Source organism: Streptomyces sp. NPDC058295, from assembly GCF_042880655.1.
Taxonomy (GTDB): domain Bacteria; phylum Actinomycetota; class Actinomycetes; order Streptomycetales; family Streptomycetaceae; genus Streptomyces; species Streptomyces coriariae.
This window is the reverse complement of sequence record NZ_JBHVYO010000007.1, coordinates 173,812-186,477: the sequence shown is the minus strand read 5'-3', so window position 1 is coordinate 186,477 and position 12,666 is coordinate 173,812. Positions and strand designations below refer to the sequence as shown.

Annotated in this window: 14 protein-coding genes; 7 read left to right on the top strand and 7 right to left on the bottom strand. The window is 71.8% G+C overall.

What is annotated here, in order from left to right; all coding sequences use genetic code 11:
• Positions 1-58: 58 nt before the first annotated feature.
• Together ACFVYS_RS10335 and ACFVYS_RS10330 are read left to right on the top strand one after the other, a co-directional pair.
• Positions 59-652, top strand: coding sequence for a transglutaminase domain-containing protein (locus ACFVYS_RS10335; RefSeq protein WP_389500646.1), 594 nt, complete (start codon positions 59-61; stop codon positions 650-652).
• A 47-nt stretch (positions 653-699) separates the two neighbouring features.
• Complete coding sequence (locus ACFVYS_RS10330; RefSeq protein ID WP_389500644.1) at positions 700-1,944, top strand: hypothetical protein; 1,245 nt, start codon at positions 700-702, stop codon at positions 1,942-1,944.
• 11 nt (positions 1,945-1,955) lie between these two features.
• Here ACFVYS_RS10330 and ACFVYS_RS10325 read toward each other — a convergent pair whose 3' ends face one another.
• From ACFVYS_RS10325 to ACFVYS_RS10315, 3 genes are all read right to left on the bottom strand, one after another.
• Complete coding sequence (locus ACFVYS_RS10325) at positions 1,956-2,954, bottom strand: hypothetical protein (protein WP_389500642.1); 999 nt, start codon at positions 2,952-2,954, stop codon at positions 1,956-1,958.
• Positions 2,955-3,165: 211 nt separating this feature from the next.
• On the bottom strand, positions 3,166-3,894 hold the full coding sequence (locus ACFVYS_RS10320) for a lysophospholipid acyltransferase family protein (RefSeq protein WP_389500640.1): 729 nt from the start codon (positions 3,892-3,894) through the stop codon (positions 3,166-3,168).
• Positions 3,895-4,084: 190 nt separating this feature from the next.
• Positions 4,085-4,501 (bottom strand): DUF4395 domain-containing protein, encoded by a 417-nt coding sequence (locus tag ACFVYS_RS10315; protein WP_389500638.1) that lies wholly within the window; start codon positions 4,499-4,501, stop codon positions 4,085-4,087.
• Positions 4,502-4,576: 75 nt separating this feature from the next.
• Here ACFVYS_RS10315 and ACFVYS_RS10310 point away from each other — a divergent pair, with 75 nt between their 5' ends.
• The 4 genes from ACFVYS_RS10310 (at position 4,577) to ACFVYS_RS10295 (ending at position 7,728) form a co-directional block, all read left to right on the top strand.
• A complete protein-coding gene (locus ACFVYS_RS10310; protein ID WP_389500636.1) occupies positions 4,577-4,990 on the top strand; it encodes a thioredoxin family protein in 414 nt (137 codons plus the stop codon).
• A 208-nt stretch (positions 4,991-5,198) separates the two neighbouring features.
• Positions 5,199-5,708, top strand: a complete 510-nt coding sequence (locus ACFVYS_RS10305; RefSeq protein WP_389500634.1) for a flavin reductase family protein — start codon at positions 5,199-5,201, stop codon at positions 5,706-5,708.
• A 218-nt stretch (positions 5,709-5,926) separates the two neighbouring features.
• Positions 5,927-6,715: an electron transfer flavoprotein subunit beta/FixA family protein gene (locus ACFVYS_RS10300; protein ID WP_389500632.1), complete on the top strand. Its 789-nt coding sequence runs from the start codon at positions 5,927-5,929 to the stop codon at positions 6,713-6,715.
• 50 nt (positions 6,716-6,765) lie between these two features.
• The gene (locus tag ACFVYS_RS10295) at positions 6,766-7,728 is read left to right on the top strand and encodes an electron transfer flavoprotein subunit alpha/FixB family protein (RefSeq protein ID WP_385254212.1); all 963 of its coding nucleotides are present in this window, start codon (positions 6,766-6,768) and stop codon (positions 7,726-7,728) included.
• 63 nt (positions 7,729-7,791) lie between these two features.
• Here the strand turns inward: ACFVYS_RS10295 and ACFVYS_RS10290 are convergent, their stop codons facing one another.
• Entirely contained in the window at positions 7,792-8,712 is a 921-nt protein-coding gene (locus tag ACFVYS_RS10290; protein ID WP_389500630.1) for an endonuclease/exonuclease/phosphatase family protein, read from the bottom strand.
• Between the two features lie 178 nt (positions 8,713-8,890).
• Here ACFVYS_RS10290 and ACFVYS_RS10285 point away from each other — a divergent pair, with 178 nt between their 5' ends.
• On the top strand, positions 8,891-10,231 hold the full coding sequence (locus tag ACFVYS_RS10285) for a DUF6986 family protein (protein ID WP_389500628.1): 1,341 nt from the start codon (positions 8,891-8,893) through the stop codon (positions 10,229-10,231).
• Between the two features lie 170 nt (positions 10,232-10,401).
• On the opposite strand, the gene ACFVYS_RS10280 is transcribed toward ACFVYS_RS10285, so the two are convergent.
• From ACFVYS_RS10280 to ACFVYS_RS10270, 3 genes are all read right to left on the bottom strand, one after another.
• Positions 10,402-10,791 carry a VOC family protein gene (locus ACFVYS_RS10280; RefSeq protein ID WP_389500626.1) on the bottom strand — a complete coding sequence of 130 codons (390 nt, stop codon included), beginning with the start codon at positions 10,789-10,791 and terminating at the stop codon, positions 10,402-10,404.
• An 86-nt stretch (positions 10,792-10,877) separates the two neighbouring features.
• On the bottom strand, positions 10,878-11,615 hold the full coding sequence (locus ACFVYS_RS10275) for a hypothetical protein (RefSeq protein ID WP_389500624.1): 738 nt from the start codon (positions 11,613-11,615) through the stop codon (positions 10,878-10,880).
• Between the two features lie 6 nt (positions 11,616-11,621).
• Positions 11,622-12,659, bottom strand: a complete 1,038-nt coding sequence (locus tag ACFVYS_RS10270) for a LacI family DNA-binding transcriptional regulator (RefSeq protein ID WP_389500622.1) — start codon at positions 12,657-12,659, stop codon at positions 11,622-11,624.
• Between the last annotated feature and the right edge of the window lie 7 nt (positions 12,660-12,666).

Here is a 12,666-nt window from a genome sequence, read left to right as displayed (position 1 = left end):
TGCGGTCACCTGAAAAGTCATTGACTCTCGGGTGATCGCTTTCCTATGCTCTCCCATCATGGAGCTGATCCAGGAGAACCCTGACCTCTCGGCCTATCTGGCTGCTGACGACGTCATCGACCATCACCACCCGCTGGTGCGGGACACGGCCGCGCGCCTCGCGAAGGATGCGACGGACTCGTATGGTTATGCGCGCCTCGCCTTCGAATTCGTCCGTGACACCATTCCCCACTCGCAGGACGCCGGCGACCCGCGCGTGACCTGGCGCGCCTCGGACGTGCTGGCACAGGGCACCGGCATCTGCCACGCCAAGGCCCATGCCCTGGCCGCCCTGCTGCGGGCCGAGGACATCCCGACCGCCCTGTGCTACCAGCGGTTCGTGCACGACGCGGGCGCCGGATACGCCCTCCACGGGCTCGTCGCCGTGCGCTTCAACGGGGCCTGGCACCGCCAGGACCCACGCGGCAACAAACCGGGTGTGGACGCGCGGTTCTCCCTGGACGGCGAGCACCTCGCCTTCCTGCCCGACCCCGCGGCGGGCGAGCTGGACTACCCCGGCCTCTACGCCACCCCGCATCAGGGCGTCCTCGGCGCCCTGCGGGCCGCCCCCGACCGGCCGCACCTGTGGGAGACCCTCCCCACCGCACTGTGACCACCCCCACCGCGGACCACGGCCGCGCGGTCGCTAATCTCCCCGGCATGGGTGATGGGGGAGAGGCCCGAGAGGCCGGTGCGGACGGAAACGAGGATCCGGGACAGGACGCTCCAGCCGAGCCGGGCGGGCCGGAGGAACCGCCCGGTGGACGGCGGCGCCTCACCGCCCGGCTGCGGAAGCACCCGCTGCTCTGCTCGGCCGTGGCCCTGGCCCTCCTCGCGACCGCCGTCACCGTCCCGACGGTCCTCGCCGCCTCCGGGGACAGGACACCCTGCCGGGAGCTGCCCGCCGCCACCCGTGCCCTGGCCGGGGACCCGGCCGCCGCGACCCGCGCGCTCGACCCGGGCGACGACCTCGCCCGGTTCGACGCCGTACGCGCACTCCTCGTGTACGAACACCCGTGCGGCGACGGCGGCGAGGTGCTGGGCCGGATCGTGGACGCGGCCACCCGCGCCACCGGCACCGAGAACCCGCACACCCTGGCCCAGGCACGCGGCGCCTTCGCGGTGGCCGCCGCCCTGAACGGGGTCGAACTGCCCGAGGGGATGGCCCCCGGGGTGGCCCGCATGCTCGCCCAGTACGTCGTCGACCAGCACCGCTGGTCGGGCTCCGACGACGACGCCGTCCGGCCCGCGGTGCCCGCCGAGGAGGCCGGCCTCGACGACGAGGGCTGGACCACGTACGGCCGCTTCCTCGCCCCCGGCGAGGCACACGCCGACTTCGAACACACCCAGCCCTACTCGGACATCGAGGCCGACCCGGAGGAACTGGTCGCCGAACTGGCCGAGGACCCAGAGGCCTTCGCCATCCTCTACTCCGCCGAGCGCGCCTGGCTGGCCTACTACCTGGAGCGGCTCGACGGGCAGGGACGCGACCCCGACTACCGCCCGAAGCCGAGCAAGGACGGGTACGAGACGCCCGACACCTACTGGGTGGACAGCGACCTGGAGCACATGGCCGACCGGGTCGGCGCCCTGATGAAGTACCGGGCGCGCTACGCCCGCGACGGCACCATCGCCGACGTCACCGCCTTCGACGCGGCCGTCGGCCGGCACACGCCCGGCGCCTATCTCGCCCACACCACACAGGTCACCACCCGCCCGCCGATGGCTGGGATCGCCGGGCGCTACGCGGGCCGGATGCGCGGTGACCTGATGGACGCCCGGCACCAACTGCTCGGAGTGGTGTCCCTCTGGGCGACGGCACGGAAGGTCCCGAAGGCGCGGGCCGACGTCATGCGGCAGGCCATCGACGACCGCTACGTACGGGCGCTCTGGCTGACGATCTGACGACGACCGCGTCAGGCGCCGTCCACCTCGAGGCCGGTGCAGCCCCGCCGCTCCACCTGTGCGGCGGCGAAGGCCCGCAGCAGCGCCCGCTTCTTCGCCTCGTCGACGCCCGGGAGATCCTTGGAGGCGTCGAGCCCGAAGTGGGCGGCCTCGCCGGCACAGCGGGCGCTCGCGGTCAGGGACGGACGCTCGTGGCCGTTGCCGGAGACGAGCCGGCTGCTCCAGTCCCCGAACCAGGCCACGAAGTTCATCCCTTTCGGGCGGCCGGACGCGGCCGCGTCGTCGACGGTCACGTCGCAACCGCCCGTCGGCGCCATGTCGGTGAGCTGGACGTCGAGCTTCCAGTCCGCCGGATTCGGCAGCCCCGCCCCGGCCAGCCAGCCGCAGGCGGTGTCCTGTGCGGAGGCCAGGGGGACCGTCTCGGGCTCGTCCTCCTCGGGGTCGGCCGGGCTGACGCCCTCCGGTGCCGTCAGCGGCTCGGCGCCGCATCCCAGGTGCTTCGAGGCGGAGTTGACGAAGGCGACGGCGACCTCGTACGAGGCGGGCCGGCGCCAGGAGCCGTTGTGGTCGACGCCCGCGTGCACCAGCAGCTTGCGCTGCCGGCCGTCGGCGTCCTTGCCCAGGTCGGGACAGGGCAGCAGGAACTCGAGGGTGCCGAGGCGGGAGACGAACCCGGGCAGCCCGTCCGGCATCGCAGCCTGGGAGCCGAATCCGCTCTCCGGGAACGCGGCCATGAACTCGCGGTCCTGGTCGTCGCGACGGGTGTAGGCGTACAGGGACAGCAGCGGCCGGTCGGCACTGTGCTCGCCTGCGACGGTGACCTCGCAGCCGTAGTCGCCGAGCGCCTTCACCCCGCCCGCCTCGGCGCCCGTGATCCGGGCGTCCTCGGGAATCAGGTCGCGGACGGCGCCGGCGGGCAGCGTGCCGTCGCAGGCGGTGCGGATCACCCACCACTGGTGGACGTACGGCTGGGCGATCCAGCCACCCAGACCGAGCACCGCCGCAGCCACGACCGACACCTTGACCCCACGCCGCATCTTCGCCCCCGTAGCGCGTGCGGCGGACAACAGCCGGCCCGACAACCGCTCGGCGCCCCCGCATCCGGCTTCCCGTTCTGGCCGGGACCTTATCGGCCGCCGCGGCGCGCACGGGGCGCGGGGTGGCGAAAACGGGCCCCGGCCGGGCGGATGCCGGCCGGGGCCCGTGGGCGCGTGAACCGCGTCAGCGGGCCTCGGCCTCGCGTACCTGCTCCGGCGTCGGAGCCGTGCCGCCCAGGTGGGCCGGCATCCACCAGGTGTCGTTCGCGTCCTTGGGACGGACGGGGTAGGCGCGCTGAGCGGCCTCCAGGAGCTCCTGGACGCGCTCGCGCAGCTGCCGGGTGATCGCGCCCGCGTACTTGTCGCGGGAGGCCTCGATGGCCTCGCCGACGCGGATGGTGACCGGGGTGTGGCTGCGCTTGAAGTTGCGCGGGTGGCCCTTGGTCCACAGCCGCTGCGTACCCCACAGGGCCACCGGGATCAGCGGGACGCCCGCCTCCTGGGCCATCCGGGCCGCGCCCGACTTGAAGCTCTTCAGCGTGAACGACTGCGAGATGGTGGCCTCGGGGAAGACCCCGACGATCTCGCCCGAGCGCAGCGACTCCAGGGCGTGCGCGTAGGCCGTCTCGCCCTGGTTGCGGTCCACCGGGATGTGCTTCATGCCGCGCATCAGCGGGCCGGAGATCTTGTGGCGGAAGACGGATTCCTTCGCCATGAAACGAACGAGACGTTTCTGCGGGAGCGCGGCCAGACCGTCGAAGATGAAGTCGAGGTAGCTGATGTGATTGCTCACCAGCACGGCTCCACCCGAGCGCGGGATGTTCTCCGAACCCTTGCAGTCGATCTTGAGGTCCCAGGCCCTGAACAACGTCTGGGCGAGGCCGACGACGGGGCGGTAGACAATCTCTGCCATGGGCGGGGCGGACCCTTCCTTCTCTTCGCCGGGGAGGGGCTCCCGACGGCAAAGTTACGCAGCCGTAGGTTTACGGCATCTCGCAGATCGTGCCCGAAGAACGGCCGGGGAGCCAGCCCCAGTGCCCGGGAACGGCGAGATCCTCGTCACTTCGGCCCCCCTTGATCCACCTCGGGCTTTTAAGCCGCCTTTACTCCGCGCGTACCGAGACCCGCCGTACGAGCAGGTACATCTCGCATCCGAGGCAGTACCCGAAAGCGGCATTGAGGAAGGCGGCCGCCAGTGCCGCCCCGGTCGCCGCGAGGCCCAGCCAGTGGGGACCCAGGGTGAGGCCGACGAGTCCGACCCCCGCGAACAGCAGGCCCACCGACTGCGCGAACCGCGGCGGCTCCGGCGCCTCGAACTCGGTCGGCGGCCCGATCCGCGGCCGTACGGCCCTGCGGAACACCCAGCCGTACGGCGAGCGGCCCACCCCGCCCGCCGCGCCGAGCGCGAACGCCAGCGTCTGCCACGCCAGCAGCCAGGCGCTGCCGCTGATCAGCACGGCCGCGAGTACTACGGTCGTCACGGCGGCCCCGAAGCGCGGGCCCCTCGCATCGATGTCCATGAATCAAGCATTCCGCAACGGAAACGATTCCAGGGGTCGGGAATCTTTGCAGTCTCGTGAACGCTGGAGGACCTGATGGCAGGACTGCTGGTGTGCGTGGCGGTGCTCGCGGCGGCGAGCGCCTACGGAGTGCTGCACAAGCGGCGGAGCGGGAGGGTGCGGGTGCGCGGGCGCGACGACGGCAAACGGCTCGGAGCCGACCGGCTGGGCGGCGAACTCGGCGAACGGGCCACGCTCGTGCAGTTCTCCAGCGCCTTCTGCGCGCCCTGCCGGGCCACCCGCAGGGTCCTCGGCGAGGTGGCCGGCGTGGTTCCCGGAGTCACCCACATAGAGATCGACGCCGAGGCGCACCTGGACCTCGTCCGCGAGCTCGACATCCTCAAGACCCCGACCGTCCTGGTGCTCGACGCCGACGGCCACATCGTCCGACGGGCAACAGGCCTGCCCCGCAAGGCGGACGTCATCGCGGCCCTGGGGGAGGCGGTGTGATCCACCCGCGGGGGACGGTGAGGCATCTCCCAGATGCCGGAACGTACTTGACTGTGCGCGCCACCTATCGTCAGCCTGACCGTATGCCTGAGGAAATCCTTCTCCACGGACGGGTCCACGTGGACCTGGTCCGTACCGCGAGCGCGCGCTGTCCGGTCCGTTGAGCACCCACGGCCCGGCTCGCCACTTCCCGCAGAAGGACAACCCCATGACGGCCATACCCGGCCTCGGCTCCACCCGCCTGGCCTCTCCCGACCTCCTGCGGTCCGTCTTCCGTCGGCATGCCGCGGGGGTCGCCGTGATCACCGCCTCCGGTGAGAGCGGCCCGGTCGGCTTCACCGCCACCTCGCTCAGCTCCGTCTCCGCCGAGCCGCCGATGCTCTCCTTCGGCATCGGCACCGGCGCCTCCAGCTGGCCCGTGCTGTCCCGGGCCACGCACGTGGGCATCCACATACTCGGCGAGCACCAGGAGGCGCTGGCCGCCACCTTCGCCCGCAGCGGCGCCGACCGCTTCGGTGCCCCGACCGCCTGGCGCGACGGTCCGCAGGGGGTTCCGGTGCTGGACGACGTGCTGGCGTGGCTGGTGTGCCGGGTCGTCGCGCGGGTCCCGGCGGGCGATCACCGCATCGTGCTGGCCGAGGTCGTCCTGGGCGACCCGGAGGGCGCGGGCCGCCCGTTGCTCTACCACCAGGGGCGGTTCACCGCCCTGCGGGATTGATCACTGCCCGGCTCTCCTGCGAACTCGTCGAGTTCCGATTACGCTGCGTTGCGAAGGTCACAGTTCAAAGCGCTTGCTTAGCGGGCAGGAACTGGATGTACTGATGAGTAATATTTCGGTCGGAGCGCGGGCCGCCCCGACCGGGATCGGCCGCTTGTGGCGCCTATGCTGCCTGGAAGAAGGCAGCCGAGAACTGACGATGCAGTAGGAGAGCCGGCGTGAGCTTGAGGATCGTTGTCACTGTGAAGTACGTGCCCGACGCCACTGGCGACCGGCACTTCGCCGATGACCTGACCGTCGACCGGGACGACGTGGACGGTCTGCTCTCCGAGCTCGACGAGTACGCGGTCGAGCAGGCGCTGCAGATCTCCGAGAACTCCGACGACGACGTGGAGATCACCGTCCTGACGGTGGGCCCCGAGGACGCCAAGGACGCGCTCCGCAAGGCCCTCTCCATGGGCGCCGACAAGGCGATCCACGTCGAGGACGACGACCTGCACGGCACCGACGCCATCGGCACCTCCCTGGTGCTGGCCAAGGCGATCGAGAAGGCCGGCTACGACCTGGTCATCTCCGGCCTGGCCTCCACCGACGGCACCATGGGCGTCGTCCCGGCCCTGCTGGCCGAGCGCCTGGGTGTCCCGCAGGTCACCCTGCTCTCCGAGGTCTCCGTCGAGGACGGCACCGTCAAGGGCCGCCGGGACGGCGACGCCGCCTCCGAGCAGCTCGAGGCCTCCCTGCCGGCCGTCGTGTCGGTCACCGACCAGTCGGGCGAGGCGCGTTACCCGTCGTTCAAGGGGATCATGGCGGCCAAGAAGAAGCCGGTCGAGTCCTGGGACCTCTCCGACCTGGACCTGGAGGCCGGCGAGGTCGGCCTCGAGGGCGCCTGGACCGCGGTCGACAGCGCGACCGAGCGTCCGGCCCGCACCGCGGGCACGATCGTCAAGGACGAGGGCGAGGGCGGCAAGCAGCTCGCCGAGTTCCTCGCGGGCCAGAAGTTCATCTAAAGGCCCTTCGCCGACCGCCCCTCAACTTCGTTTCGCAGGAGAGCAATCCCATGGCTGAAGTCCTCGTCTTCGTCGACCACGTGGACGGTGCCGTCCGCAAGCCCACCCTGGAGCTGCTGACGCTGGCCCGCCGTATCGGCGAGCCGGTCGCCGTCGCCCTCGGCGCGGGCGCCGAGAACACCGCCGCCGCGCTCGCCGAGCACGGCGCCGTGAAGGTGCTGACCCACGACGCCTCCGAGTACGCCGACTACCTCGTCGTACCGAAGGTCGACGCGCTCCAGGCCGCGGTCGAGTCGGTCTCCCCGGCCGCCGTCCTCGTCCCGTCCTCCGCCGAGGGCAAGGAGATCGCCGCCCGTCTGGCGCTGCGCATCGGCTCCGGCATCATCACCGACGCCACCGACCTCGAGGCCGGCGCCGAGGGCCCGGTGGCCACCCAGTCGGTGTTCGCCGCGTCCTTCACCACCAAGTCCCGTGTCTCCAAGGGCACCCCGGTCATCACCGTGAAGCCGAACTCGGCCGCCGTCGAGGCCGCCCCGGCCGCCGGTGCCGTCGAGGCCCTGGCGGTGACCTTCTCCGCCCAGGCCACCGGCACCAAGGTCACCGGCCGCACGCCGCGTGAGTCGACCGGGCGTCCGGAGCTGACCGAGGCCGCGATCGTGGTCTCCGGCGGCCGCGGCGTCAACGGCGCCGAGAACTTCGCCCTCATCGAGTCCCTCGCCGACTCCCTCGGCGCGGCCGTCGGCGCCTCCCGCGCCGCGGTGGACGCCGGCTGGTACCCGCACACCAACCAGGTCGGCCAGACCGGCAAGTCCGTCTCGCCGCAGCTCTACATCGCCAACGGCATCTCCGGCGCCATCCAGCACCGCGCCGGCATGCAGACCTCGAAGACCATCGTGGCGGTCAACAAGGACGCCGAGGCCCCGATCTTCGACCTGGTCGACTACGGCGTCGTCGGCGACCTGTTCGACGTCGTCCCGCAGCTCACCGAGGAGATCAACACCCGCAAGGGCTGATCACCCGGCATTCGCAGGACTGTCCGAGGCCCCCGTGACCGCACAGGTCACGGGGGCCTCGGCTCATTCCAGGGTCATCGAGGCCCGCACCGGCAGATGATCGCTCGGGTACTGGCCGTCCAGGAGGAAGGTGTCGGGCCACTCGCGGTGGACGGTGACGCCCGGCGTCGCCAGGATCCAGTCGATGCGGTCCCCGTTCGGCGTGGGCGGCTGGTACCCGTGGTAGGTCGCAAAGGCCCCGCCACGCGCGCGTGCCGTGTCCCAGGTGTCGACCAGCCCGGCGGCCAGCAGCCTGTCGTAGACCGGATTGACGTGGGCGACGGCGTTGAAGTCGCCGGTCAGCAGCAGTGGCAGGGAACGGTCCAGGCGGGCGATCCGTGCGGCGATCAGGTCGGCGGAGCGCATACGCGCGTACTGGCTGGCGTTGTCGAGATGGGTGTTGAGGACGTAGAACTCCCGCCGCGCGCGCAGATCACGGAAGCGGACCCAGGTGACCATGCGGGGGTAGCCTGCCCCCCAGGTGTTGGAGCCGAGCACCTCGGGCGTGTCGGAGAGCCAGAAGTGCGCGTGCTCGACCGGGGTGAGCCGACGGGTGTCGTAGAAGACGGCAACCGCCTCCGGGTCCTCCACGCTGCGGCCCTTGCCGATCCAGTCGTAGTGCGGACCGAGGTCGGCCTCGATGTCGCGCAGCTGGGCGGGCAGACCTTCCTGGGTGCCGATGACGTGCGGAGCCGCCCGGCGCAGCAGTGCGCGCATCACCGGACGGCGGACCGGCCAGGTGTGGGCGTCCTTGGCGCCCGGGTAGCGCAGATTGAAGGTCATGACCTCCAGCGGCGGCACGGTCGCGGGCTGCGGCACCCCGCGCGCCGGGCTCTCGTGCCGGATGGCGGACGACCCTGCCGTGCCCAGCACGGGCACGGTCGCCAGGACGGCCAAGGCCGTGCGCAGCCCCGCCCGTCGGGTCTGCCCCGTGGTGCCGGTCATATGTTCCCTCCCTTGTGAGACAGGATGAAGGTGAGGACGGTCGTGCGGAAGAGGGAGTCGGTGCGCGTGAGCGGAGGAACCGCGCCGTGGACAGGGTGTTGACCTGCCGGAAGCTGCGCGGATAACTTCGCTCTACGGATTGTTGATTCCGTACAGCGGAAAAACCGGAGGGTGTGGAATGGGTCAGGGCCAGCAGGAGACGGTCACGACGAGCCTCGCGGGCGCCGTGAGCGAGGAGATCAGCGCCTCCCTCGCCCCGGTCGACGCCGAACTCGACCGCCGCTACCCCGGCGACCCCGGCACCCGACAGCCCGTCCACACCGTCTACATCCCCGGCGACGCCTTCGACGCCGACACCATCCGCTCCTGGGGCGACCGGGCCCTCGCCGCCCTCGACGAGCACGCCCCCGACGCGGCGTCCTTCGCCGCCTGTCTCGGCCTCTCCCAGGACCTCGCCGAGCCCGTGTACGCGCGCGTGCGGGCCAAGCTGGAGCGCGAGCCCATCGAGGATCTGCGCGTCGACTTCGAGGACGGCTACGGCCCCCGCCCGGACGCCGAGGAGGACTCGACGGCCGCCCGCGCGGCCCGGCTGATCGCGGAGGCGAGCGCGAAGGGCACCGCGGCCCCGTACATGGGCATCCGCATGAAGTGCATGGAGGCCGCGGTGCGCGACCGGGGCATCCGCACCCTCGACATCTTCCTCACCGGCCTGATGGAGAACGGCGGCCTGCCCGACGGCCTGGTGCTGACGCTGCCGAAGGTGACCTATCCGGAGCAGGTCACCGCGATGGTCCGGCTCCTGGAGGCCTTCGAGCGGGCGCGGGGCCTCGACGCCGGACGGCTCGGCTTCGAGATCCAGATCGAGACCAGCCAGTCCATCCTCGCCACCGACGGCACCGCGACGGTCGCCCGGATGATCCAGGCGGCCCGAGGTCGCGCCACCGGCCTCCACTACGGCACCTTCGACTACAGCGCCTGTCTCGGCGTCTCCGCCGCCTACCAGGCCAGTGACCACCCCGCCGCCGACCACGCCAAGGCGATCATGCAGGTCGCGGCGGCCGGCACCGGGGTGCGCGTCTCGGACGGCTCCACGAACGTGCTGCCGGTCGGCCCGACCGAGCAGGTGCACGACGCCTGGCGGCTGCACTACGGACTGACCCGCCGCGCCCTGTCCCGCGCCTACTATCAGGGCTGGGACATGCACCCCGGCCACATCCCCACCCGCTACGCGGCCGTCTTCGCCTTCTACCGGGAAGGCTTCGCGCAGGCCGCCGAGCGGCTCGCCCGGTACGCCAACCGGGCCGGCGGTGACGTGATGGACGAGCCCGCGACCGCCAAGGCCCTCAGCGGGTACCTGCTGCGCGGTCTGGACTGCGGCGCCCTCGACCTCGCCGAGGTGACCGGTGCGACCGGGCTCGACCGGGCGGCCCTGGAGGGCTTCGCGACGCCGCGCCGAGGCGATCTGACGGCCTCCGGACAGGAGCGGCAGCGGCCCGCGAGGGGTGGCCCCGGAGCCTGACCGTCCGGCGGCCCGGACCTCGGCTTCCCCGCCCCCGACCGCGCCCGACGTCCGCCTCCGCTCCGGAGGGCGCGCCGGCCGGCGGAGCGGGGCGTCCTCGCCGAGGACCGGCACCGCTCGGCGGATACCGCGCAACCCCAGCCCCACCGGCCTCTGTTCAGCGGTGACTACTACTGCTGCGGGAGTTCGTACGGACGCGTGATGATCTCCATGCCGTGCCCGGCGGGATCCATGAAGTACACGCCCCGGCCGCCGTGGTGATGGTTGATCTCACCCGGCTGCTTGCCGTGCGGATCGGCGAAGTAGGTGATCCCGGCCCGCTCGATCCGCTCGAAGGCCGCGTCGAACTCCTCGTCCGAGACGAGGAACGCGTAGTGCTGCATGACGATCGACTCGACCGGGATGGCGGCGAAGTCCAGGGTGACGCCGTTGCTGGTGTTCACCGGGACGAACGGGCCCCACTCGGGGCCGACTTCGAGTCCCAGGATATGGGCGAGGAACGCGGCGGACTCCCGGTTGTCACGGGAGTGGATGATGGTGTGGTTCAGCTCGACTGACATGTGTGGAATGCCTCCGTAAGGCAAACTCACGGGCACCTCCATGCCTCACCCGGTCGGTGACCGACACGCGATGCCGTTCGATCATTCTATCGGACGTGCAGGTGTTCCAGGCCGGACGCGGTCACCAGCTTCTCTTCCGCGAACAGCCGGGTGCCCCGCTCGCAGAGCCGTGTGTCGGCCCTGGCGCGGGCGCAGAACTCCTCCGGGGTCGCCCCGAACAGCTTCCGCAACGCCGTTGATCGCGCGAGGAGTTCGGTGATCAGGGCACGCTGCCCGGGATGACGGCGCGGGATGCCGTCGCCGTTGTGCAGCACGCCATGATGGTTCACGTACGCGAACGAGTCGAGGAGTGCCTCGCCGTTCTCCAGCTCGACCCGGAAACCCGGCGCGGGCAGCAGGACCCGGTCGTAGTTCGGCTCCGTCGCGTCGATCAGTGCGAGTTGCTCGGGGTCCAGCCAGATGACGAACAACTCCCGGGTGACGGCGGGGGCGGCGACGGGGGACGCGGACACATAGCCCACGCGGCTGACATGCGCAGAGACGCCGACATCGATGCCCGTCACCCGGGCCTTCACCATGGGGATGGGTGAGGTGACCCCGAACTCGGCCATCTTGTGCCGCAGTTGGGCGGGACTGGCGTTGGAACCGACGGCCACGACCGGAGTGCGGCCGGGATGCGTCAGCCGGTCCAGCGGCAGCAGCTCGTCCCCGTGGAGCAGCCCGGACGCGGCCGGCCAGGCGCCGGGATAGCTCAGCGGGTGGTCGCGCGGCGCGTCGGCCAGGCCCAGCGCCCGAAGGGTGCGGTGCTCGTCGCGGGCGTCCATGGCGTCTCAGTCGGCCGGCGGCAGCTCGCCCGAGCCGCGCGTGACGAGCCGGGTCGGCAGTTCGATGCGCTCGGGGGTGATCAGAGTGCCGTCCAGCTGCCCGAACAGGCGCTCCGCGGCGGTACGGCCCAGAGTGGCCGCGTCCTGGGCGACCACCGTGACCCCCGGCTGGAGCAGGTCGGCGAGCTCCAGGTCGTCGAAGGCCACCAGGGCGACCCGCCGGGCCTGCTCGGCCAGCACCCGGATCACGGTGACCGTCACCCGGTTGTTGCCCGAGAATATGGCCGTGACCGGGGCGGGCCCGGACAGCATCTCCTCGGCCGCGCGGCGCACCCGCAGGGGATCGGTGGCGCCCAGCGACATCCAGGCGTCCTCGACCGCTATGCCGGCGTCCTCCATCGCCGTCCGGTAACCGCGCAGACGCTCGGCGGCGGTGTGGATGCGGGGCATGTCGCCGATGAAGCCGATCCGGCGGTGCCCGTGCGCCACCAGATGGGTCACGCCCTCGTGGGCGCCGCCGAAGTTGTCCGACAGGACGCAGTCGGCGTCGATCTGCCCGGCCGGCCGGTCCACGAACACCGTGGCGACGCCCGCCTTGATCTCGGGCTCCAGGTACCGGTGGTCGTCACCGGCCGGGATCACCACCAGACCGTCCACCCGGCGCGCGCACAGCGCCAGCGCCAGCTCCTGCTCCCGGTCCGGGTCCTCGGCGCTGGAGCCGTTGATGAGCAGGGCGCCGTGGGCGCGGGCGACTTCCTCCACCGCGCGGCTGAGCGGCCCGTAGAACGGGTCGGCGAGGTCCTCGAGGACCAGGCCGATGCTGGCCGTGCTGCCCTTGCGCAGTACCCGGGCGCTGTCGTTGCGGCGGAAGCCGAGCGCGTCGATGGCCTCCTGGACACGGCGTTCCGTCTCGGGCGTGACGCCCGGCTCGCCGTTCACCACGCGCGAGACCGTCTTGAGGCCGACTCCGGCGCGAGCGGCGACGTCCTTCATGGTGGGACGGTTGCCGTAGCGGCTCTCGGGCCGGCGCTGCGTCTCGGGCACGATGCTG

What these genes read in the sequence shown, in the direction of transcription:
- ACFVYS_RS10330 (WP_389500644.1), top strand. Translation starts at nt 700, where the DNA reads ATGGGTGATGGGGGAGAGGCCCGAGAGGCCGGTGCGGACGGAAACGAG.
- ACFVYS_RS10290 (WP_389500630.1), bottom strand. Translation starts at nt 8,712, where the DNA reads ATGACCGGCACCACGGGGCAGACCCGACGGGCGGGGCTGCGCACGGCC.
- ACFVYS_RS10310 (WP_389500636.1), top strand. Translation starts at nt 4,577, where the DNA reads ATGGCAGGACTGCTGGTGTGCGTGGCGGTGCTCGCGGCGGCGAGCGCC.
- ACFVYS_RS10275 (WP_389500624.1), bottom strand. Translation starts at nt 11,615, where the DNA reads ATGGACGCCCGCGACGAGCACCGCACCCTTCGGGCGCTGGGCCTGGCC.
- ACFVYS_RS10295 (WP_385254212.1), top strand. Translation starts at nt 6,766, where the DNA reads ATGGCTGAAGTCCTCGTCTTCGTCGACCACGTGGACGGTGCCGTCCGC.
- ACFVYS_RS10280 (WP_389500626.1), bottom strand. Translation starts at nt 10,791, where the DNA reads ATGTCAGTCGAGCTGAACCACACCATCATCCACTCCCGTGACAACCGG.
- ACFVYS_RS10320 (WP_389500640.1), bottom strand. Translation starts at nt 3,894, where the DNA reads ATGGCAGAGATTGTCTACCGCCCCGTCGTCGGCCTCGCCCAGACGTTG.
- ACFVYS_RS10335 (WP_389500646.1), top strand. Translation starts at nt 59, where the DNA reads ATGGAGCTGATCCAGGAGAACCCTGACCTCTCGGCCTATCTGGCTGCT.
- ACFVYS_RS10315 (WP_389500638.1), bottom strand. Translation starts at nt 4,501, where the DNA reads ATGGACATCGATGCGAGGGGCCCGCGCTTCGGGGCCGCCGTGACGACC.
- ACFVYS_RS10305 (WP_389500634.1), top strand. Translation starts at nt 5,199, where the DNA reads ATGACGGCCATACCCGGCCTCGGCTCCACCCGCCTGGCCTCTCCCGAC.
- ACFVYS_RS10285 (WP_389500628.1), top strand. Translation starts at nt 8,891, where the DNA reads ATGGGTCAGGGCCAGCAGGAGACGGTCACGACGAGCCTCGCGGGCGCC.